The 22,208-nt window shown below is 71.0% G+C and carries 18 protein-coding genes; 9 read left to right on the plus strand and 9 right to left on the minus strand.

Features of this window, described 5'->3' with window-relative positions:
* Positions 1-441: 441 nt before the first annotated feature.
* A complete protein-coding gene (locus ACZ6BB_RS11510; RefSeq protein WP_471615051.1) occupies positions 442-702 on the plus strand; it encodes a hypothetical protein in 261 nt (86 codons plus the stop codon).
* A gap of 280 nt (positions 703-982) precedes the next feature.
* A complete protein-coding gene (locus tag ACZ6BB_RS11515; protein WP_471615052.1) occupies positions 983-1,261 on the plus strand; it encodes a hypothetical protein in 279 nt (92 codons plus the stop codon).
* A 108-nt stretch (positions 1,262-1,369) separates the two neighbouring features.
* Here the strand turns inward: ACZ6BB_RS11515 and ACZ6BB_RS11520 are convergent, their stop codons facing one another.
* The 5 genes from ACZ6BB_RS11520 to ACZ6BB_RS11540 all read right to left on the minus strand — a co-directional run bounded on the left by ACZ6BB_RS11520 (position 1,370) and on the right by ACZ6BB_RS11540 (position 10,375).
* A complete protein-coding gene (locus ACZ6BB_RS11520) occupies positions 1,370-3,829 on the minus strand; it encodes a galactose oxidase-like domain-containing protein (protein ID WP_471615317.1) in 2,460 nt (819 codons plus the stop codon).
* Between the two features lie 11 nt (positions 3,830-3,840).
* Positions 3,841-5,067, minus strand: coding sequence for a glycosyltransferase (locus tag ACZ6BB_RS11525; RefSeq protein WP_471615053.1), 1,227 nt, complete (start codon positions 5,065-5,067; stop codon positions 3,841-3,843).
* Positions 5,064-6,845, minus strand: coding sequence for an ArnT family glycosyltransferase (locus ACZ6BB_RS11530; protein WP_471615054.1), 1,782 nt, complete (start codon positions 6,843-6,845; stop codon positions 5,064-5,066). The genes ACZ6BB_RS11525 and ACZ6BB_RS11530 overlap by 4 nt, the downstream gene beginning before the upstream one ends.
* The gene (locus ACZ6BB_RS11535) at positions 6,842-8,104 is read right to left on the minus strand and encodes a glycosyltransferase (RefSeq protein ID WP_471615055.1); all 1,263 of its coding nucleotides are present in this window, start codon (positions 8,102-8,104) and stop codon (positions 6,842-6,844) included. The genes ACZ6BB_RS11530 and ACZ6BB_RS11535 overlap by 4 nt, the downstream gene beginning before the upstream one ends.
* A 213-nt stretch (positions 8,105-8,317) precedes the next feature.
* Positions 8,318-10,375 (minus strand): thioredoxin domain-containing protein, encoded by a 2,058-nt coding sequence (locus ACZ6BB_RS11540; RefSeq protein WP_471615056.1) that lies wholly within the window; start codon positions 10,373-10,375, stop codon positions 8,318-8,320.
* 301 nt (positions 10,376-10,676) lie between these two features.
* On the opposite strand from ACZ6BB_RS11540, the gene ACZ6BB_RS11545 reads away from it, so the two are divergent.
* Entirely contained in the window at positions 10,677-14,069 is a 3,393-nt protein-coding gene (locus ACZ6BB_RS11545) for a tetratricopeptide repeat protein (protein ID WP_471615057.1), read from the plus strand.
* A gap of 199 nt (positions 14,070-14,268) precedes the next feature.
* Here ACZ6BB_RS11545 and ACZ6BB_RS11550 read toward each other — a convergent pair whose 3' ends face one another.
* Complete coding sequence (locus ACZ6BB_RS11550; protein ID WP_383885472.1) at positions 14,269-14,514, minus strand: hypothetical protein; 246 nt, start codon at positions 14,512-14,514, stop codon at positions 14,269-14,271.
* 21 nt (positions 14,515-14,535) lie between these two features.
* Positions 14,536-15,387, minus strand: a complete 852-nt coding sequence (mca, locus tag ACZ6BB_RS11555) for a mycothiol conjugate amidase Mca (protein WP_471615318.1) — start codon at positions 15,385-15,387, stop codon at positions 14,536-14,538.
* A 251-nt stretch (positions 15,388-15,638) separates the two neighbouring features.
* Here mca and ACZ6BB_RS11560 point away from each other — a divergent pair, with 251 nt between their 5' ends.
* Positions 15,639-16,037, plus strand: a complete 399-nt coding sequence (locus ACZ6BB_RS11560; protein WP_471615058.1) for a DUF4307 domain-containing protein — start codon at positions 15,639-15,641, stop codon at positions 16,035-16,037.
* 197 nt (positions 16,038-16,234) lie between these two features.
* A complete protein-coding gene (gene greA / locus ACZ6BB_RS11565) occupies positions 16,235-16,735 on the plus strand; it encodes a transcription elongation factor GreA (protein ID WP_013001180.1) in 501 nt (166 codons plus the stop codon).
* A 111-nt stretch (positions 16,736-16,846) separates the two neighbouring features.
* On the opposite strand, the gene ilvA is transcribed toward greA, so the two are convergent.
* Positions 16,847-18,076, minus strand: coding sequence for a threonine ammonia-lyase (gene ilvA / locus ACZ6BB_RS11570; RefSeq protein WP_471615059.1), 1,230 nt, complete (start codon positions 18,074-18,076; stop codon positions 16,847-16,849).
* A gap of 164 nt (positions 18,077-18,240) precedes the next feature.
* Here ilvA and ACZ6BB_RS11575 point away from each other — a divergent pair, with 164 nt between their 5' ends.
* From ACZ6BB_RS11575 to ACZ6BB_RS11585, 3 genes are all read left to right on the plus strand, one after another.
* Positions 18,241-18,735, plus strand: a complete 495-nt coding sequence (locus tag ACZ6BB_RS11575; protein ID WP_471615319.1) for a MarR family winged helix-turn-helix transcriptional regulator — start codon at positions 18,241-18,243, stop codon at positions 18,733-18,735.
* Between the two features lie 159 nt (positions 18,736-18,894).
* Positions 18,895-19,386 (plus strand): sigma factor-like helix-turn-helix DNA-binding protein, encoded by a 492-nt coding sequence (locus ACZ6BB_RS11580; protein WP_471615060.1) that lies wholly within the window; start codon positions 18,895-18,897, stop codon positions 19,384-19,386.
* Positions 19,383-19,631: a hypothetical protein gene (locus tag ACZ6BB_RS11585; RefSeq protein ID WP_471615061.1), complete on the plus strand. Its 249-nt coding sequence runs from the start codon at positions 19,383-19,385 to the stop codon at positions 19,629-19,631. Before ACZ6BB_RS11580 ends, ACZ6BB_RS11585 begins: the two co-directional genes overlap by 4 nt.
* 15 nt (positions 19,632-19,646) lie before the next feature.
* On the opposite strand, the gene ACZ6BB_RS11590 is transcribed toward ACZ6BB_RS11585, so the two are convergent.
* The gene (locus ACZ6BB_RS11590; RefSeq protein WP_471615062.1) at positions 19,647-20,801 is read right to left on the minus strand and encodes a cystathionine gamma-synthase; all 1,155 of its coding nucleotides are present in this window, start codon (positions 20,799-20,801) and stop codon (positions 19,647-19,649) included.
* 142 nt (positions 20,802-20,943) lie between these two features.
* Here ACZ6BB_RS11590 and ACZ6BB_RS11595 point away from each other — a divergent pair, with 142 nt between their 5' ends.
* Positions 20,944-22,062: a hypothetical protein gene (locus ACZ6BB_RS11595; protein ID WP_471615063.1), complete on the plus strand. Its 1,119-nt coding sequence runs from the start codon at positions 20,944-20,946 to the stop codon at positions 22,060-22,062.
* Positions 22,063-22,208 lie beyond the last annotated feature (146 nt).

Consider the following 22,208-nt stretch of genomic DNA (forward strand, 5'->3'; position numbering starts at 1 on the left):
AAGCACATGCCGCACCGGTTGCCGCGCCGAGCCCGGCCGCCGGCCACCCTTCCCCCGAGATGTGGGCCGCCTTCCTCGCGAGCGCCCGGCGCCGTAGAGCCCGATGTCCTTGGCCACGGGCCGAGTTGCCCGCCATCACTCCCGACGACATCTCCAGCACCCTGGTAGGCGCTTATCTCCTCTCTCCCGAGGCGCACCAACGAGCAAGGCAGGCGCGGCAAACACGGCAGTGGGCGGAGGCTGCCTGATGGCCGACGGACGAGTGCGGGCCGCAGCCCGGCGGGGCGAGATCCCCATGCTGCGCGCCTACAGGATGTGGTTCGAGCACACCCGCAAGTGCGCCGACGGTTGCAGGGGTGCTGCCAAGGTTCAGGAGGGATGCGAGGACGGACGGCGGTTGTGGGGTGCGTATCGCCTCGCGCGCATCGGAAGGACGACCTCATGAGCTGGACCGTGGAACGCTCACCTGGACTCCCCGTACGCCGCACCGCCGACAACCGTCTCGCCGTTCCCCTACGGCTGTCCCGCGACGACGGGCAGGTCAGGGACGCCGAAATGACCCTGACTCCCGCCGAAGCCGAACACCTCCATGCCGCTCTGTGCCGGGCCCTCGACGGGCAGCCCGTGCCACCGGCCGCGCCGGACTGCCGGCAGACCGTGCAGACCTCGCGCGGCACCGCGCACCTCGGGGGCCGCGCGTAGCGCCGTAGGCACGCGGACGCGTCCAGCGGGTAGAGGTCTCCTCAGTCGGCGTGACCGGCATGGGGCCTGCCCGGACCGGCGCCCGGTTCCCTCTGGTCTGCGCGTCGTGGACGTGGAAGTTGTGCGGCACACCGTCCCCCGCGGTGATCTCCCGGATCTCGGTGGTGTCCCTGGTGACGGCGAAGTCGATGCGGGCCGTGTCCATGCCCCGGCCGTTGATCCGGTTGCCGGCGAGTGCGAAGGTGCAGGAGGGTGGCGTCCCCGTTCAGACGGCCACCGGGTGGTCCCAGTCGATGTGGTGCGCAAGGGATTCGTCCGCCGGACGCGTGACCGGGCCGACGGCCGCCGGGTGATCGTCGAGATCGACCGGGATCACGTGGCGAGTTTCGGCGCTCTGTTCGCCGACTTCGTCACCGGCCTGGAGGCGCTGTACGCCGGCTACACCGACGAGCAGCTCGACGTGATCCTCGACTTCCTCCGTCGCTCGGCCGCCGTCCAGCAGCAGGCCACGGGCAAGCTGACCGAGCAGGCCACCCCCCTGACCGGGCAGGCCACCTGACGGTGCCCGCGACCGCCCCCGCCCACGACGAGGCCCCGCACCCGACGGATGTCCGCCGAGTACGGGGCCATGGGCCTCAGGGGGCCGATCCCACCGGCCTCTTCATGGTCAGCGGCGGCGTACGTCCCCCTTCCCGCACGCCACACCGTCCCCGTCCCGGTCCAGCTTCAGCGGATCGTCCCGCCCGTTGACCTTCAGGCGGCCGTAGTCGTTCTTCTTCAGCCACGCGCAGCGGGACGCCGTCGTCTTGTCGGCCTCCGCCGGGAAGGCCGTCGGGACGCAGACGTTCGCCGTGCCGTAGTGGCGGTCGCAGCCCGAGATCGTGGGGCTGACCTTCTTCGACCTGGTCTTCTTCTGCGGGCCCGTGACCTTGCCCTTCGGAGCGTCCGCGAAGTCGTGGACGTGGGCCGAGGGGGCTTCGCCGGAGGCCTGCGCCAAGGCCGACGGGCCCTGGAGGTGGACCCATTCCGCGACCGACGGGACGCCGTTGGCGTCCACCGCGAAGAGCATGTACCAGCCGGGCGGGGCCAGGTTGGGGTTGCTCGTCACGTTGAGGTCGATGTTGTCGCCGTCGACGGACAACGGCAGGTCCACGAACCGCTGGTTCGGGTCCGACGAATGCGTGACCGCCGCGGGGCGGATCAGTTCCGCCTTCGCGATCGGCCGGTCCACCGTGATCCGCTGCGTGTCGCCGTACACCCACTCCTTGTCGATCACCGATGTGATCTTCGGGCGGGGGCCCTTCAGGAGGTACGGCGGGGTGTAGACCGACACGTCGTGGTTCCAGGAGCCGTTGCCCGGGTTGTCACCGGTCGTCATGACGCGGCCGTCGGGGAGCAGGAACGCCGAGGAGTGGTAGCCGCGCTCCTCCGGGTCCGTCGCCACCGGGTCGAACGTGTTGGTCGCCGGGTCGTAGATCGACGTCTCGAACACCGGGTCGGCCCGGTTGTGCAGGGCGCCGCCCGTCTCCAGGACCTTGCCGTCGGGCAGCAGCACCGCGGAGACGTACATCTTGCCCTGGCCGCCCGTCTGGGCGACCTTGCCGTTGCCCAGGTCCACCGTGCCCTGCGGGATCGGCGGGCCCGCGACGTACGCCGGGTTCGCGGCCTTCAGGTCGATGACGTCCGTCAGACGGTTCGCGTCGGGGTTGGACTCGATGTTGCCGCCGCCGAGGGTGAGGACCTTCTGGTCCTGGGCGGGAGGCAGCAGCACGCTCGCGGACTGGTCGCGCTGGTCCTTGTTCTGCAGGCCGGGGACGGACGTGATCGTGTTGGCGCCGTAGTCGTAGATGGCGCTGCCCGTGCCGGGGATGTTGTTGCCGAAGACATGGCTGCCGGAGTAGAAGAGACGGCCGTCCTGCATGAGGATCATCGACGGGTACAGACCCCAGTACGACCAGGTCTGGTTGACCTTCCAGAGTTCGAGCCACTTCTGCTCGGCGTCCGACCACAGCTCGGCCGTCACCGAACCCGTGGAGTCCTCGCGCAGACCGCCGAAGGAGATGACGTCACCGTTGCCGAGGACCGTCGCCGAGGGGTACCAGTGGCCGTCGTTCATGTCGTTGGTCTTGCTGTAGGTCTCGGTGACCGGGTCGAAGACGTACGAGTCCTTGTAGCCCTCGTAGCCGTGACCGCCCGCCACCGGGTACGCCTTGTTGCCGCTCATGACGAGGACACGGCCGTCGTCGAGCTGCACATGGCCCGCGCAGAACATGTCGTCCGGGGTCGGGATCTGCTTGTACGTGCCGTTCTTCGGGTCGTAGACCGCGGACGTGAACGTCCCCGCCTCGAACATCTGCTCGCTGTTGCCGGAGCCGGCGATCAGCAGCACCTTGCCATTGTTGAGGACGACGGAGTGCATGGAGCGGACGGGGTTCTGCGTGGGCAGCACGTCCCAGCGGCCGTTCAGACACTGCTCCGGGGTGCCCGTGCACTGCGGCTCGGGGACCGGGGCGGCGACCTGGTCCATCGTGTAGTCGTCGGTGGTGACGGAACCGGTGCCGTAGACGGAGACGCCCCAGGTGATCCGGTCGGTGCCCGCCGGGATCTCGGGGGTGCGGACCGTCGCCTCGGTCCAGCTCCCGGCCATGTCCAGCGTCTTGAGGTCGGTCCAGTACTGCCAGCCGGCCGTGGTGTCGTGCCGGAACAGGGTGACGGACGTGTCCGGGGTCGTCGACTTGTACCAGAGGGCCAGGTCGTACTGCTTGCCCACCGTGACCGAGGGCGCGCAGGCCGCCGACTCGGTGATGAGGGCCTTGCGGTCGCCGGACACCCGGCGGGTCAGCTCGACCTTCATGGCCTTGGTGCCGGAGTGGGCGCCCGACACCGTGGTGAAGGTGAAGTCGTTGTCACCCCAGCCGGACTTCTCCCAGCAGTACGGCATGCCGTCGGTGCCGGCGGTCTCGAACCCCGGGTTCTGCACGAGGTTGGCGGCGGAGGCGGACTGGGGCGAGACCAGCAGGAGACCGGCGGCCAGTGCCCCGACCCCCAGCAGTGCTGTTCTTCGTCTGACCCTGGGTACGGGACGGGGTCTGCGACGGATCCTGAAGCGGCCCCGCAGGTGGCTCATCGGATGACTCTTCACACGGCTCTCCTTGCCGGCTCGACCTGCTTCTGCTCGCCGTGCTCCCCACGGCGAGACGTCTTTCGCGGCAGATAGACCAGCGCCTCGGTCGCCACGAAGCGCAGCACGAACGTCGTCACCAGGGCGAGCGCGGTCGCGGACAGCGCCCCCATCCCGAACCGGCCGACGAACAGGGCGATCAGCGGGATGCGCAGCACCAGATCGGCGTTGGCGAGCAGCGCGAAGCGCCCGACGCGGTCCCATCCCTTGCGGTGCCTGCGCCGCTCGCGGAAGCACAGGTGCTCGATGAGGATGAAGTTCCAGAGCACCCCGAGCTGGTTGGCGAGGATCTCGGCGGGGAGGTAGTGCATGCCGGCCGAGGTGAGGGCGTGCAGGGCGGCCAGGTTCGGCAGGAAGCCGGTGACGCCGATCAGCCCGAAGACCAGCATGCGGGCCACGGGCGAGGCGGTGCGCAGACCGACGAGGTGACGCAGGAACCGGAAGCCCTCCCGCGCGGTGGACTTGGACTCGCCGGCGTACCGGTCCTGGAAGACGAACGGCACCTCGTTGACCCGGCGCGGGCGGCTGCGCACCGCGAGTTCGAGGAGGATCTTGTAGCCGAGCGGCTGGAGGACGTCGGCGGTGACCGCGCTGCGGCGGATCGCGAAGAAGCCGCTCATCGGGTCGCTGATGCCGTGCAGCCGGCGCGGGAAGAGGGCCTTGGTGAGCCAGGTCGCTCCCCGGGACACGGCCACGCGGTAGCTGCCCGCGAGCCCGGCCCGGCTGCCGCCCTCGATGTACCGGGAGGCGACCACCAGATCCGCCGACGACCGCTCCCCGGTCGCCACCAACTCCGGTACCAGCGACGGCGGATGCTGCAGGTCGCCGTCCATGACGACGATCCAGTCGCAGCCGGCCGCCCTGATGCCCTCGACGACCGCCCCGCCGAGTCCGCCGACCGGTTCGTCACGGTGCAGCACGGTCACGGGGAACGGGCAGTCCTGCGCGGCCCGGTCGATCACCGCGGGGGTGTCGTCGGTGGAGTCGTCCACGAAGACGACCTCGCAGGGCAGCCGGGGCGGCACGGTCTCGGTGATCCGGCGCAGCAACTCGCGTACGTTGGCCGACTCGTTGAAGGTCGGTACGACGATGGTGACGGCGCCGGGCTCGGGGATCTCGACGCCGTGCACGGCCGGGTCCCCCAGTTCCTCGGGGGCCGTGTACTCATAGCTTCCGCTGCTCATCGGTCGCCTCCAGCGGCCTCGGTGTCGCGGACGCGGTCGCTGTCGGGGTCGTCAGCGGCCTCGGTGTCGCGGACGCGGTCGCCGTCCGCCTCCCCGGTCCCGCGTGCGCGATCGTCGCCGCCGGCGGTGTCGATCCTGCGGATCTCGATCCGGTCCTCGCCGGTGCCGAAGGTGGCGATCGGCGTCGAGTTCTCCATGGCGCGCCTGACGTTGGGCAGGTCGACCGCGTCCCGCCGTACGGTCGGGGAGGCGACCACGTAGTCGAGGTCTCGCCAGCCGCGCGGCATCGTCTTCGTCACCGCCGGGTCCAGGTCGGCCTTGTAGAACCAGATGACGCCGAGCCCGGGCTCGTACCCCTCGTGGACGAGGTCGAGCCAGAGCGCGTCGTCCACCAGGACCCGGGCGCCCTCGGGATCGTCGACCTCACGGCCGAGCCACTCGGCGGCCTTCTGGTAGGGCGCGTTGGCGTTGAACGTCATCGCGGTGTGGTTGCCCTCGTACCAGCGGGGGGCCACGTACGCCGTCGCGAGGGCGGCCAGGGCGACGGCGACCGTGTAGCGCGCCCAGGTCAGGGGCCGTATCTCCGCAGCGCCGCGGCCTCTGCGCAGGACGCCGTGGGCGACGCTCGCCGTACCGCCCGCGAGGACGAGCGCGAGGAAGGGCAGGGCCTGCAGGACGTACATCGCGGGCAGATAGCCGGGGCGCAGGGCCATGGCGGCCAGGATCGCGACGGCGAGCGCGGGTCCGGCGAGGGCGCGCGCGGTCACCGACCAGCGCCAGGTGACCAGGAGCAGCAGCGCGCCGGCGAGTCCGCCGAGGGGCAGGACGCGGTCGTAGTACAGCCAGGACTGCAGGACGCCGTACGAGCCCGTGCCCTCGGTGAGGATGAAGCCGGAGCCGGGGCGGCTCATCTGGTAGACGATGCCGTCCCACAGCGAGACATGGCCGGCACCGGGGAACAACTCGCCCTTGAGCAGGGCGAACAGCGGGTACGAGGCGCCGATCAGGAAACAGGCGGTGATCGCGCCGGTGAGGGCGAACTTCCGGGTGTCTCGGTGGCTGTGCCGCCACATGGTGAGCAGCACGGCGGGCAGGACGAGGAGCATCGTCTCCTTGGTGAGCACGGCCGCGGCGGCGGCCAGCCCCGCGCCGAAGTGGTGCCAGAGGTGACGGCTCGGTGAGGCGGCGAGGCAGAACGCCAGCAGCGTCCACATCACCGCGATGTTGTCGAGGAAGATCTCCCGCTGGAGCACCACCGACAGCGGGGACAGCCCGAAGAGGACCATGCCGAGGCCGGCGGCCCAGCGGGGCAGCGAGAGGCGGCGGCCGAGGACGTAGACGAGGACGGCGCTGACGGCGCTGATCCCCAGCATCACCACGCGCATCGAGCCGACGGTCATCGACTCGGGGGCGAGCTGGGCGGGGATCCAGGTCAGGACGGCGAGCTGGATCCAGCCGAGGGGCGGGTGGTCGTACCAGTAGGTGTAGTGGGCGAGTCCCCTGCCTTCCTGCACGGCCCAGGCCTGCGCGAGGTAGGTGCCCTCGTCGTCGCTGAGGGCGGGGTAGTCGGCGATGTTCCACCCCTGCACGATCATGATCGCGACGAGGAGGACACCGCAGAGGATCAGGTCGGGGCGCGAGTCGCGCAGCCGCTTCGGTGCGGGTGGCGGGGGAACGGACGCGGTCGTTCGACCGGTCGAACCGGTGGCGGGCGCAGCTGTCCGCTGCGCGGGGACCTTGACTTCCGTCTTGGTCGCCGCGGGAAGTGTGGAGGTCACGCAGGAACGTCCTCTCGGTTCACGTGCGCGAGATGTGCGCCGACGTGGCTGGTCAGCTCCCAGTCGTTCCGCCCGCGTTGCTCACGCCACACCGCGCGTACGGCTGCGAGGGCAAGGAGCACCTGGTAGAAGGGGCCGCCGATGATCAGCTTGGCGTAGTGGGTGAATCGGACGCGCAGGCCGTACTGCTTGCCGAAGTCGTGCAGTCCGACGATCTCGAACACGAAGGTGACGAGGGCGGTGACGGCGGGCAGGAAGGTGATGAAGGCGACGCCGACGGGGACGTCGAGGAACAGCGCGACGGCCACGTTGAGCGGGATGATCACCCCGGAGACGGCCTGGAGATACGGCGTCATCAGCGTGTAGCGGGCCAGCAACCGCTGCCGGAAGCCGGGCAGTTGCTTCCAGTCCTTCTTCCGGTAGACCTGGAGGAAGCCCTGGTTCCAGCGGGTGCGCTGCTTCATCAGCGACATCAGGCTGCCGGGGGTCTCCTCCCGGGTCACCATGTCGGAGTCGTAGGCGACCACGACCTTCTTGCCGACGCTCGACAGCCGTACGCCCAGGTCGCAGTCCTCGGCGAGGCAGTCGGGGTCCCAGCCGCCGGCTTCCCGCAGCACTCCGGTCCGTACGAAGACGGTGTTGCCGCCGAGCGGGATGAACCCTTTCTGCGCGTGCAGATGCAGCCGCGACCGGAACCAGAAGAAGTACTCCAGGCAGTTGCGCAGGCTGTACCAGCTGGAGTGGAAGTTGATGAGCTGCACCCCGCCCTGCACGACGTCGGCGCCGGTGGTGCGGAAGGCGTGGTCGACGTGGGACAGCAGTTCGGGATGGACCTGGTCCTCGGCGTCGAAGACTCCGACGACGTCGCCACGGCAGTGCGGCAGCGCCGTGTTCATGGCCTTGGGCTTGTTCTTCTTGTCATGGTGATCGACGACGACGCGGACCCGGGGGTCACGCTCCTCGGCCGCCCGGGCCACCGCGGTGGTCTCCGGGTCGTCGTGTCCGACGATCACGATGATCTCGAAGTCGTCGTGGCTCGATTCGAGCAGTCGTTGGATGGTGTGGTCCAGCACGGCCTGTTCATGGCGTGCGGGCAGCAGCAGTGAGAACGAGACATGTTCGTCGCCGTCCGGTCTGCTGAACCGGGTGGAGGCGAGCACTTCGGGCGTGCGCCACGCGTGCATCTGCCACCACAGAGTGAAAGCCGCCATCCAGAAAAGAGCAAGAGAGACGACGGCAATGAGGACATGCGTCAGCAAAAGAGATCCCCCCGGATCCGAATACCCCCTGCCGCGACGGGAGTTACTCCCGTCGCGTCACTGCGAGGAGACTAGGGGGAAACTGTGAACCCGGGGAGCCCTTCCGATAAAAACCGTGTTTCCGTTCGAGGGAACATGTAGTCGGAAGTGTCCGCACACAGTCCCGTATCCCGTCAGTTGTTCGATCTTGTCCCGGTCTCCGACCAGCGAGTTTCAGCCGGTCGACGCCACCCCGAGGACCGTCCGCAACCGGTCGACATCGGTCGTGGGAGCGTCACAGGTGAAATGACGGCAGACATATGCGGCCGGTTCACCACCGACGAGCGGGCGGTCGGCCAGCAGCGGCAGCTCGTCGCTGTCCGGAGCCCCGACGGCGACCACCGCACCCGGTGCGGTCCCCAGCAACGCCGTCCGGTGCAGTTCCCGCCTCGCCGGATGCCCCTGCGGCCCCACGACCGCGACCTCACGCGGGCCGTCGAGCAGCGCCTCGGCGGTCGCCAGGCCCCACCCGATGAACCTCGGCGCACGCGGCCCCAGCGCCTTCACCACACCCAACGCCCGCTCGGCGGCCCTCCGGTGGGGCTCCGAGCCGGTGTGCGCCGCATAACCCAGCAGCGCCCCGGCCGCCGCGCTCCACCCGGACGGCGTGGCGTTGTCGGTCGGGTCCTGCGGCCGCCGGATGAGCTTCTCCGCGTCACTGGCGGTGTCGTACAGCGCCCCCGACTCCTCGTCGACGAACCGCGCGAGCACATGGTCGAGCAGGAACCCCGCGAACTCCAGCCACACCCCCTCCCCCGTGACCGACGCGAGCGCCAGGAACCCCTCCGCGACGTCCGCGTAGTCCTCCAGCACTCCCGCGTTGGCCCCCACCTGCCCGTCCTTGCTGGTCCGCGCGAGCCGCGCCCGCTCGTCCAGGTGCAGACGCACGAGAAGGTCGGCGGCGGCGATCGCGGCGTCCACCAGGTCGGGGCGGTCGAAGTAGGCGCCGGTCTCGGCGAGCGCGGCGACGGCGAGCCCGTTCCAGGCGGCCACCACCTTGTCGTCCCGGCCGGGGGCGGGGCGGCGCGACCGTGCCGCGAGCAGCCGCTCCCGGACCGTCTCGATCTTCTCGGCGTCGAACACGCTCTCGTGCTGCGGGAGTTGCAGCACGGAGGCGCCCTCCTCGAACGTGCCCTCCTCCGTGACCCCGAAGTACCGCGCGGCGAGCCGCGCGTCCTGGGCACCGAGCACCTCGGTCAGCTGCTCGGGCGTCCAGACGTAGTAGGCGCCCTCGACGTGCTTTCCGGAACCGGTGCCGTCGTCGCTGTCGGCGTCCAGCGCGGAGGCGAACCCGCCCTCGTTCGTGCGGAGTTCACGGACCATGAAGTCGGCCGTCTCCAGCGCGACACGCCGGGCCAGCTCGGAGCCGGTGGCCCGCCAGAGATGGGCGTAGACGCGGCAGAGCAGGGCGTTGTCGTAGAGCATCTTCTCGAAGTGGGGTACCAAAGGCCCATCAGCGTCCGCCAGCAGAACGTATCGGTGAAAGCCCCCTCCGACCTGGTCGTACAGGCTCGACCGCGCCATGGCGCCGCACAACCCCTCGGCCATTTCCCGCGCCGCCACGGAACCCGTCCGCGCGTGGTGGCGCAACAGGAATTCGACCACCATCGACGGGGGGAACTTGGTGTTCCCCTTGAACCAGCCGCTCGTGGGGTCGACATCCCGAGTCAGCTGAAGGAGCGCCTGGGACTGGGTCTCCCCGCCGGGCAAGCCGCCAGATCCGCTGCCCAGCGCCCGCTCGGCAAGGTCCCGCGTGATCTTCACCGCCACTTCCGCCACCTCGTGGCGCCGGCTCGACCACGCGTGATGGACGCCTTCGAGCACCTGGCGGAAAGACGGCATGCCCTGCCTTGGCCCGGGCGGGAAGTACGTGCCGAAGTAGAACGGTTCGCCGTCCGGCGTCATGAACACCGACATGGGCCAGCCGCCCTGACCGGTAGCGGCCTGCACGGCCTCCATGTAGACGGCGTCCACGTCGGGACGCTCCTCACGGTCGACCTTGACGCTGACGAAGTGCTCGTTCAGGTACGCGGCGGTGCCCTCGTCCTCGAAGGACTCCTTCGCCATGACGTGACACCAGTGGCAAGCGCTGTATCCCACACTCAGGAAGACGGGAACATCGCGCCGCCGCGCCTCCTCGAAGGCCGCTGGCTCCCACGGCCGCCAGTCGACGGGGTTGTCCGCGTGCTGGAGGAGGTACGGCGATGTGGCGTTCGCGAGTCGGTTGGACATGCTCCCATCCTTACTCACCTCACACGCCCGCGCCCGCGTGCCACGAGGAGGGCACGCGACCGAGCCCTGCCCGGCGCCGCGGTCGGTGGACTGTGGCTGCCCTGTACGCGGCCTCGCCCCAAGCTGGTTGCAGACTCCGTGGCGAGCCGTGCACCCGCAGGCGCAGCCGGACCCATGGGTCGGCATGAACTCGAATGCGCCCGCGCGTGGCACCCCTCGCTGATCCACGCCCTCTCGCCTATGCGCCCCAACCGCTCCACACTGGCCGGAGGCATGCCGTTTCGGCGAAGGGGGACGTGTGATGCGGGACAGCCACCGGGGGGAGGCCGAAGGGCTGTTGGTCCGGGCGGTCGAGGAGGAGGTCCGCAGGTCGGGTGGCCGGACGGACGGGGTGGTGCTCCTGGGCCGTGCCCGCGCCGCGCTGGACACGATGGCGCGCAACGCGGCGGAGGAGTACGAGGCGTACACCCGCGCACTGGACGAGTCGCAGGCCGGCCGGCTCACCTTCGGCCAGCGCTACGCGAAGGAGGGTGCCGGAACTCCCCTGCTGGTCGCGGGCGTCGCCGCCGGCACCGCGGTCGTGGCCGACCTGTCCTTCGGCGTCGACGCCGGCACCGCGGTGAGCACCGGCCTGATCGTCGGCATCGCGAGCGCCGTGGCCACCGTGCTGAAGGTGACCGCCTCCCATGTGCCCGCGGCGCACCACCGCGCGGGTGCCCTCGGCCAGCCCGGCGGCCACGAACAGTTGCGGCTGCAGTGGCTCACGGCGCTGGAGGTGCGCGGGATACGGCCGTTCCTGGACCAGCAGCGCGTGCTCGCCGCGTCCACGCCGAAGAAGAAGGCGCCCCAGCTGCGCGGCGCCGACAAGAGCGCGGCGGCGCGGCGGCGCAATGTGCTGGAGCAGTCGTTCCTGCAGATCCCGGAGGCGGACGACCGGTTCGCGGGGCGGCGCACGGAGATGGGCAGGATCCGGCAGTGGGTGCAGGCGGCCCGCGCCGAGACCGAGACCCGGCCGACGGTCGTCGTGCTGCACGGCGCGCCCGGCTCCGGCCGTACCGCCCTCGCCGTGCGCGCGACCCACGAACTGCGGGACTACTTCCGCGGCGCCTGCGTGGTCGATCTGCGCGCCGACAGCCCGCAGGAGACCCCGCTCTCCACCCGGGACGCGCTGATGCATCTGCTGAACCGTCTCGGCGCCCCCCGCGACCAGCTCCTCTTCCGTGAGCGCACCTCCCAGGACCAGCAGGTCAAACGGCTCAGCGAGCTGTACCACCAGCATCTGACGGCCCTGCCGGTGACGATCGTCCTGGACGACGCCTCCGACCCCGAGCAGGTCCGCGTCCTCGTCCCCGAACGCTCCGACAGCCTCGTGCTGGTCACCGCCCGCTCCGCGCTCGACCTGCCCGCCGACCTGCCCGCCTGGGTCCATCATCTGCCCGTCGAGGCGCTCGACGGTGCGGGCACGCACGAACTGCTCGGCATGGCGGCGCAGGACGCGTCGGCGCTGCGGGCGGGGGCGGAGAACACCCGGGCGTCGGCGGGCACGTCCGCGGGCGCGTCGGGGGGACCGTCGGCCGGCGCGTCCGGGGGATCGCAGGCCGGTGGGTCCGGGGGATCGCTGACAGGCGCGTCGGTGGGATCGCAGGCAGGCGCGTCCGCCGGGGTACCGGCCGCGGGCGCCACGGCGGCGTCCGCCTCCTACGACACCGCGTCCGTCGCCCGGATCCGGCACCTGTGCGGCGGCCTGCCCCTGGCCCTGCGCATCGCCGGTTCGTCGCTGGGCCCGCGCACGCCGGAGCAACTGGCCACGGACCTCGGCGCGTACGGCCCGGTCGAGCCGGTGGAGCGCGCCCTGTGGCTCCGCTACACCGACCAGTCGGACCCCTCCCGGCGGTTACTGCGGCGCCTGGCGCTGGCCGGCCGGGCCTCCCTGGGCGCGGCGGCGGCCGCGTCCCTGCTGGCCACCGACGAGACGGAGGCGACCCGCCACCTCACCGCGCTGGCCCGCGCGGGCCTGATCGACCATGTCCACGGCAACCGCTACCGCCTGCACGACCTGGTCCGCGCCTTCGCTCACGCCCGCCTCCTCGACGAGGAGGAGCCGAGCGAGCGCACGGCGGCGCAGGAACGCCTGATCGTGACCTACGCCGACCTCGCCGACTCCGTCCTGCGGCTGGTCGACGGCAACATGTCGACCCGCTCGGACCGCTTCGGCCAGCACGGCTTCGTCTCCCTGGACGAGGCGCTGCGCTGGCTGGACGACGAGACCAGCTTCATCACCTCCACGCTCCGGCACGCGGAGGGCGTGAACCAGGCGGCGGTCCTCAGTCTCCTCGGCGCCCTGTGCGACTACTGCCTGCTGCGCGGCGACCTCTACCGCCTGGGTGAGCTGAGCGAGCTGGCCCAGTCGGTGGACCAGGGCCTGCTGACCCGCTCGGTGCAGTGGCGTACGGGTATCGCGGCCCGTCAGCTGGGTGAGCTGGACAAGGCCCGTACGACGCTCGCGTCGGTCGTCGGCCTCTACCGGGAGACCAACCACGACGCGGGGGCCGCCCGTGCCCTGTGCTCCCTGGGCATCACCCTGCACCACCAGGGCAATCTGACCGAGGCGGCGGAGAAGCTGCTGGAGGCGCTGCAGCTCCAGTCGGCCCCGCAGCTGGCGGCGGACCGCGCGTGGACGATGCACGCCCTGGCGGCGGTGGAACGGGACCGCTCCCATCTGGCGGACTCCCTGGACCTGCTGACCCGCGCGCTGGTCATCCACCGTCAGCAGGAGTCCCTGCACGGCGAGGGCTGGGCGTACTTCCAGCTGGGCCAACTGCTGCTGCGCATGGGCGAGGTGCCGCGTGCGGAGAGCGAACTGCGCACCGCCCTGGACCTGTTCGGCCGTACCCGCGACACCCGGGGCCAGGCCTGGTCCATGACCCAGCTCGCCCGCGCCCGCCTCGTCGCCGGTGACCCCTCCGCCGCCGTCGACGGTCTCCGCCAGGCTCTCGCCCGCCACCGGGACAACGAGGACGCCCGTGGTGAGGCATGGAGCGGCTACTACCTCGGCCAGGCCCTGGAGGAGACCGGCAACCTCGACCAGGCGGTCCGCGAACTGGAACGCTCGCGCACGATGTTCTCCCGTATGCGGGACGTCTACGGCCTGGCCTGCGCGCGACACCATTCGGCCCGCGTCACCCGCGACCAGCGGGCGGTCCAGACGGGCTCGCTGCGCAACTCCGGCTTCGCCCGCCAGCTCCTCGTCGACGCCCGCGCGGACTTCCAGCGCATCGGGGTCGCCCACGGCGAGGCGTGGACCTGTCTGGAGCTGGCCGTGGTGGACGCGGGCAACGCCCGCACGCCCCAGGCCCTGGACCTCTGCGAGCAGGCGACCCGTCTGTTCACCTCCTACGGCGACCGCCGCGGCGAGGACTGGGCCCGCTTCCTGAAGTGCACCCTGCTGCCGTACGCGGCGCCCGGCGGTGTCGAGATCGGCACCGCCGTCGCCCAGGAGGACCTGGCCCATCTGTCGCGCACCGCCCACCCGCTGCGTGACGAGAAGCTCACCGAGTACATCGAGGCGTACGCGCTGCTGCTCGAACGGGGCGTGAACCTGGAGAGCGGCTGGCGTGCCTGGACCCTCGGCATGGTCCCGAACCGGCACGCGCGGGAGGTGATGGGGGTGCCGGTGACGGGCGGGCACGGGTGAGCGAAGGGCCCGGCCCGGCGGCCGCCACGGCGACGATCGGTGCAGCCACGGCGACGATCGGTACAGCCACGACGACGCCTCGTGCCCCCACGGCGACGCCCAGTGCGGCCATGGCGACGCCCGGTGCCTCGCCGGGGGCGCCGCCGTGTGGCTCCGCGACACCTGAGCGGTGTCACGGAGTCACGCCGTCGGCCGGCGGTCAGCCCTTGGCCGGGGTCGTCCTGCCGCTCGCTTCCGTCGCCGTCTCCTCGACGGAGGCGTCCGGGTCGGGCGACTCCTTGAAGTCGACCTTGCCCATGTGCTTGTTCATGGACTTCATCAGGCCCCAGACGGCCAGAGCCATCACCGCGAAGACGATGAAGCCGAGGACGCCGGGGGTGACCTTGTCCTTGTCCAGCTCCTTGGCGAGGGGGACGAGGTGTGTGACTGCCAGGCTTACGCTCATGCCTGGCATTGTCCCCCAGGGCTAGCGGATGCCCGCAAAGAGGTCGTCCTCGGGGAGCGAGGTGTCCACGAGGGACTTCGCCAGCTCGTACTCCTCGGTGGGCCAGACCGCCTTCTGGATCTCCATCGGCACCCGGAACCAGCCCCCGTCGGGGTCGATCTGGGTGGCGTGGGCGATGAGGGCCTTGTCACGGATCTCGAAGAAGTCGGCGCAGGGGACGTGCGTGGTCAGGGTGCGGTCCTTGTGCTCGGACTCGTCCCAGCGCTTGAGCCAGTCGCCGTACGGGGACTCCATGCCGCGGGCCACGAGGGCGTTGTGCAGCGCCTCGGTGCGGGGGCGGTTGAAGCCCTGGTTGTAGTAGAGCTTCTGCGGCTGGTACGCCGCGCCGTACTCGCCCTCGGGGTACTTCTCGGTGTCCGTCGCGCCCTCGAACGCCACCATCGAGATCTTGTGGGTCATGATGTGGTCGGGGTGCGGGTACCCGCCGTTCTCGTCGTAGGTGGTGATCACCTGGGGACGGAACGCGCGGATCTTCCTGACCAGCTCGCCGGCCGCCTTGTCGACGTCCTCCAGGGCGAAGCAGCCGTCGGGGAGGGGCGGCAGGGGGTCGCCCTCCGGGAGACCGGAGTCGACGAAGCCGAGCCACTCCTGCCCCACGCCGAGGATCTCCCGGGCCTCGTCCATCTCCTTCTTGCGTACCTCGTGAATGTGCTCCTCGATGTACTGGTCGCCCTGCAGTTTCGGATTGAGGATGGAACCGCGCTCCCCGCCCGTGCAGGTCACGACCAGCACGTCCACCCCCTCGGACACATACTTCGCCATGGTGGCCGCACCCTTGCTCGACTCGTCGTCGGGGTGTGCGTGCACGGCCATCAGTCGCAGCTGGTCAGTCAAGACTCATTCCCTCGTCACTCGGCGCCCGGCCTGAACTTCGGTGACTCGGCCCGGCGCGATCCGGTGAGTCCATACTGCCGTCCCGCTCGGACACCCGGTGCGGGGCGGCCGTCAGGCGCTGGGCGGGGGGCTTCTATAGTGACGGCATCGGGGGGCGGGATATTCCCGGTCCGATACGTGGACGCCCCTGCCGGACGGCACGCTTCCGGCCCCTTTCCGAGAGGACGACCATGACGACGGCGAGCACGCGGCTTCCCGAGGGCCGCTACGGCCGCTCCGCGGACGAGCGCGCCGACCGCAGGCTCAAGGTCATCGGCAGCGTCCTCGGCGCCGCCCTGCTCGTCCTCATCGGCTGGTTCGCCTACCACTACGTGGCCGGTAACAGGATCAGCGTCGAGATCTACACCTTCGACACCTCCGCGCACACGGTGAAGGTGCACCTCAAGGGCGACAAGGACGCCGGGGTCGACGGCTACTGCACCGTGCGCTCGCAGGCCGAGGACGGCACCGAGGTCGGCCGCGCCGACTTCCGCTTCGGCGCCGATGTCACGGACATCGACAAGACCGTCACCCTGAGAACGACCTCGCGCGGCACCACGGCCGAACTCCTGGGCTGCCACGCCGGCTGAACCCCGGCCCGTCCCGGGCCCCGGTCCGCCCCGCCTCTCCGAATCGGGGCCGTGACCTGCGCCGACGTAACGCTTGTGGTTTATGTCCTCCCCCTTCGGCCACTGAATTGTTAGGCTCGTGGTTTCGCCCACTCGAGAAGGAACATTCTTCTGTGTAGGGCGATGCTTTGTATTCCCAGTACCTACGAGGAGCACCTGTGACCCAGACCAGCGAGAACGTCACCTGGCTGACCCAGGAGGCGTACAACCAGCTCAGGGCCGAGCTGGACTACCTGTCTGGTCCCGCGCGCACGGAGATCGCCGCCAAGATCGCGGCCGCGCGCGAGGAGGGCGACCTGCGCGAGAACGGCGGGTACCACGCGGCCAAGGAGGAGCAGGGCAAGCAGGAGCTCCGGGTGCGCCAGCTGACCCAGCTCCTGGAGAACGCCAAGGTCGGCGAGGCGCCGGCCTCGGCGGACGGCGCGGTGGCGCCCGGCATGGTCGTGACGATCGCCTTCGACGGCGACGAGGACGACACCGTGACCTTCCTGCTCGCCTCCCGTGAGTACGCCAGCTCCGACATCGAGACCTACTCGCCGCAGTCCCCGCTCGGCTCGGGTGTGACCGGCAAGAAGGTCGGCCAGGACGCGCAGTACGAGCTGCCGAACGGCAAGTTCGCCTCGGTGAAGATCCTCAAGGCCGTGCCCTACCAGAGCTGATCGCACGCCCCCGTTCGGTCCGTGGCCCCCGGCGCTCCTTCGGCGCCGGGGGCCCGGTCGTGCACCGGGCCCTTCGCCGCTCACGCCGACTGAGGCGTCGGCGCCGACGCCTCAGTCGAGGACGATGTAACCCGCCTCGCGGAGAGCGTGGTCGACCTCGGCGCAGTGCGTCGGCCCCCTCGTCTCCAGGTGGAGTTCGACCTCGACCTCCGTGAGCCCGAGCCGGGGGTCGGTGCGCACATGGCTCACGTCGAGGACGTTGGCGTCGACCACCGACAGCACCCCGAGAAGTGTCGCGAGGGCACCGGGGCGGTCGGTCAGACGGAGGCGGACCTGCAGGTAGCGGCCGCCGGCGGCCATGCCGTGCCGCAGGATGCGCTGCATCAGCAGCGGGTCGACGTTGCCGCCGGAGAGCACCGCGACGACCGGGCCCTCGAAGGCCCCCGGGTCGCGCAGCAGGGCGGCGACGGGGCTGGCGCCGGCCGGTTCCACGACCAGCTTGGCCCGCTCCAGGCAGAGCAGCAGGGCGCTGGAGAGGTCGTACTCGGAGACCGTGCGGACCTCGTCGACCAGTTCGGCGACGATGCCGAACGGCACGTCGCCGGGCCGTCCGACCTTGATGCCGTCGGCCATCGTCGCCGGGTTCGCCACGGCCAGCGGCAGCCCGGCGGCCAGCGAGGGCGGGTACGCGGCCGCGCCCTCCGCCTGGACGCCGACGACACGCACGTCCGGGCGCAGCGCCTTCACCGCGACGGCGATGCCCGCCGCGAGCCCGCCGCCGCCGACCCCTACGACGATGGTGCGCACCTCGGGGCACTGCTCCAGGATCTCCAGGCCCACCGTGCCCTGACCCGCGATGACGTCATGGTGATCGAAGGGGTGGATGAACACCGCGCCCGTCTCGGCCGCGTACTCCTGGGCGGCGGTCAGCGTCTCGTCGACCACCGTGCCGTGCAGTCGCACCTCGGCGCCGTACTCCTCGGTCGCGCTGATCTTCGGCAGTGGGGCGCCCTTGGGCATGAAGACCGTGGAGTGGACGCCGAGCAGCGAGGAGGCGAGGGCGACGCCCTGGGCGTGGTTGCCGGCGCTCGCGGCGACGACACCGGCGGCACGTTCCTCGGGCAGCAGGCCCGCGATACGGACGTACGCGCCCCGCAGTTTGAAGGACCCCGTGCGCTGGAGGTTCTCGCACTTGAGGTGCACCGGGGCGCCGACGAGTTGCGTCAGATGCCTGCTGCCCTCCATGGCGGTGACACGTGAAACGCCCGTAAGCATCTTCTGCGCGCCCCGCACGTCGTCGATCGTCACGCGCGGAAAGGAGTCAGCCGTGCTGTAGCTCATGACCACAGTCTCGCAGTTCACAGGGCCCGAACGCGGGTGTGACCAAGGGGCGGGACCGGGTTTCACCGGGGCCCGTACACCCCACGCCCGGTCCGCGTACTCTGTCCCCCAACCCAGCGCCCCACGCATGAATTGAGCCTTTGGCCATGCCCACAACACCTGAAATGTCGATGGACATGACGACCGTCGGTGAGAACGGTCTTCTCGACACGCTGCAGCACGAGGTCGCGGTGTTCGCACGCCGTGCCGAACAGACCCGGCTCGGCGGCGTGGGGCAGGTGCGCAACTCCATGGACCGTGCCGCCTACCTGCTGCTCAACCGCCTCGACAAGGAAGGGCCGATGGGCGTCAAGGCGCTCGCCGCGAGCATGGGGATCGACTCCTCCACGGTCACCCGGCAGGTGGCGCCGCTCGTGGACACCGGACTCGTCAAGCGGACCTCGCACCCGGAGGACGGCCGGGCGGTGGTGCTGCAGCTGTCGCCGCGCGGGCTGTCGCGCCTTGAGGAGGTACGTTCCTCCAGGCGTCAGCTCATGGCCGAACTCACCCAGGACTGGGCCCCCGAGGAGCGTGTGGCCTTCTGCTCCCTCCTCACCCGTTTCAACAGCGCCCTCTCGTCCCGCATGGCCGCGGCGCCGGAGGCACCGTCGGCCTCCTGACCCTTGACCGCGCCACCGCTCCTGGCCTCATATGAGACCGGGCCCTCGTCGTGGACGGCGAAGGGGGCCGCACGCGGCGGCGGTGTCCGTGCGCGGGCGGAGCGATCCGTGCGCGACCGGGCCCGTTCCCCTCAGGGTCGGCCTCAGGCGGGAGGCGTGGTGCGAGATCGGCAGGTGGCCCAGGACGCCCGCCGGGCAAGGGAGTTCGAGGCGTTCGTCGCGGGTGCGGCGGGGCGGCTGCTGCGGACCGCCACGCTGCTCACGGCGGAGCCGCCGGACGACAACCCGCGCGCGCGGCGGCTGCTGACGCATGCCCTCGCCCACACCTACGCCACCTGGGACCGGCTGCGTGGCGAGGACCCCTATGACCTGACGCGGCAGCGGCTGGCGGTCCGCTTCGCGCGCGCGGCGTGGCATCACCACGGCCTCTTCCGCCCGCCGCCCGGCGGCGCCCTGGCCGCTCTCGGCCCGCAGGAGCGGCTGATCCTCGTCCTGCGGCTCCACGAGGGGGTCGCCGCGGAGCAGACGGCGGCGCTGCTCGGGCTGACCGTGGAGCGCGTGACGACGATCTGTCTGCGCGCGATGGCGACGGTCCTGCATCCCCCGCGCGAGGCGGCCGCCAAGAAGGTGGTGGAGGTGGCTCCGTCATGAGTCTGCGGGACCGTGAGTCGGCCGTGCGGCAGATCCTGGAGCGTGGGCCGGTGCAGGTGCCGCCCGAACTGTGCGCGGCGGCGGTACGGCGCGGCGGGCGCATGCTGCGGCGCCGGACGGTGGCCCGGCACGTGCTGTGGGTGGTGCTGGCGGCCGCCGTGGTCGCGTTCGCCGTGTGGGCGCTGACGGTCCGTCCCTGGGTGGAGCCGCCGTCGACGACGACCCCACCCGTGTCGGGCTGGTGAGTGCCCAGACCGCGTCTAGCCGAGGGCCTGCTGCAGGTCCTCCAGCAGGTCGTCGACGTTCTCGATGCCCACGGAGAGGCGGACGAGGTCGGCGGGTACCTCCAGGGCCGAACCGGCCGCAGAGGCGTGCGTCATGCGTCCCGGGTGCTCGATCAGGGACTCCACGCCGCCCAGGGACTCGCCGAGGGTGAACACCTTGGCGCGGTTGCAGACCTCGACGGCCGCCTCCTCGCCGCCGGTGACCCGGAACGACACCATGCCGCCGAACGCCTTCATCTGCTTGGCGGCGACCTCGTGCCCGGGGTGTTCGGGCAGTCCCGGGTAGAGCACGCTCGACACGCGCGCGTGCCGGGTGAGCATGTCGGCGACCTTGGTGGCGTTGTCGCTGTGCCGGTCCATGCGGACGGCGAGGGTCTTGGTGCCGCGCAGCACCAGCCAGGAGTCGAAGGGGCCGGCGACGGCGCCCATCGCGTTCTGGTGGTACGCCAGTTCCTCGCCCAGTTCCTGGTCACCGACGATCAGCGCGCCGCCGACGACGTCGGAGTGGCCGCCCATGTACTTGGTGAGCGAGTGCACGACGACGTCCGCGCCGAGCGCGAGCGGCTGCTGGAGGTAGGGGGTGGCGAAGGTGTTGTCGACGACCAGCCTGGCGCCGGCCTCGCGGGCGATCTGGGCGACGGCCGGGATGTCGGTGATCCCGAGCAGCGGGTTGGAAGGGGTCTCCACCCAGACGACCTTCGTCTTCGGGGTGAGGGCTGCCCGTACGGCGGCGGGGTCGGCGGTGTCGGCCACCGACCAGTCCACGCCCCACCGGGAGACGACCTTGGCGAACAGGCGGAAGGTGCCGCCGTAGGCGTCGTTGGGGATGACCACGTGATCGCCGGGGCTGAGCAGCGTACGCAGCAGGCAGTCCTCGGCTGCCAGGCCGGACGCGAACGCGAGACCGCGGCGGCCGCCCTCCAGGGCGGCGAGGTTCTCCTCCAGCGCGGTGCGGGTGGGGTTGGCGCTGCGGCTGTACTCGTAGCCGCCGCGCAGGCCCCCTACGCCGTCCTGCTTGTAGGTCGAGACCTGGTAGATCGGCGGGACGACCGCGCCGGTGAGGGGATCCGCGGTGTTGCCCGCGTGGATCGCGAGGGTCTCGAAGTGCTGGCTGGTGTGGCTGTCGCTCATGGGTACCGAGCGTAAGCGGTCGCGGGGGTTCTGGGCGCCTCGTGTCCGGTGGCCGCCCCGGGCGCGGGCGGCCGGGCGGGAGTTGTCCACAGGGAGCCGGGCGGGTTGGGCAATTGTCGGCCGGGTCTGGAACCCTTGTGGCATGGAGATTCTCTGGGTCCTGATGGCGATGCTCATGATCGGCTTCGTGCTGTGGCCGGTCCTGGCGCGTCGCAGGGCCGGTATTCAGCAGGTGGAGGCGGGGCACCCGGACGCGGCGGACCCGGCGGACTACGGGTTCGTGCGGCAGGAGCTGCTGGACGTGCGGATGCCGGGCCCCGACCAGGACCTGCTGGACGTGCTGGACGTGGTGCAGCGCTCCCGGGACCACCGGGCGGCGCAGCAGCTGCTGGCCGGCACGGAGGCGGCCGGTGAGGTCCGGTGGCAGCGGGTGCAGGCGTTCGCGGGTGCGGCGGCGCTGGAGCTGGCGCAGCGGCCGGGCGGGGTGGGCGAGACGCCGGGCGGGCAGTGGCTGCGGGTGTGGCGCGCGGAGGCGCCGAAGGACGCGGGCGGCGCGGCGGTGCACGCGGAGTTCCTGGTGCAGCAGGCGTGGCGGACGTCGACGCCCGGTACGGACGACTTCCGGATCATCATGGAGGAGGCGAGAGCGGCGTGCGGTGACGCGGCGCTGCTGGCGCCGGGTGACCCGGTCCCGTACATCATCGAGCTGTCGGTGGCGCGTGGGCTGGCGTACTCCCGGGCGGAGTTCGAGCAGCTCTGGCTGAAGATCCTGGACCGCGCCCCGGACCACATGGGCGCGCACTTCGCGGCCCTGCACTACTGGTGCGAGAAGTGGCACGGCTCGCGGGAGCTGGCGTACTCCTTCGCCGAGTCGGCGGCGGCCCGGGCCAGGCAGGGGTCGCTGCTGGCCGCCATGCCGCTCTTCGCGGTCTTCGAGCACCTGCCCGAGGTGAATCTGGTGCAGGGCTTCTACGAGAGCGAGGTCGTCACCAAGGCGGTGCACGGCGCCCTGTACGCGGTGCACGCGGCGCGGCCGGACGACCCGATGCTGGCCCATGTCCGTCACCTGCTGGTCTTCTTCCTGGTCCGCTCCGAGCGCTGGTCCGAGGCCATGGACCAGCTCGTGCACGTCGACGGTCACGTGGGCGCCCTCCCCTGGACGCTCACCTCCGACCCGGCCGCGGACTACGCGATCTACCGGGCTCTGGCGGTGGCGGGTTACGAGGCGAACGGGGGGAGTCCCGCGACGCTGCCGCACTGAGGTGACGCCGGCGGGGTCGCGGCCGTTCTGTAAGCCCTTGCGACCCCGCACATCCGTGCGAAATACTCCGCCCCTCACACTTTTTGGTCATGGACACGCCTCAAGCCGTCCGACTTTGGCCACTTTCGACGCATAAATGATCGTTC

It is taken from the genome of Streptomyces sp. NPDC041108 (assembly GCF_055592645.1).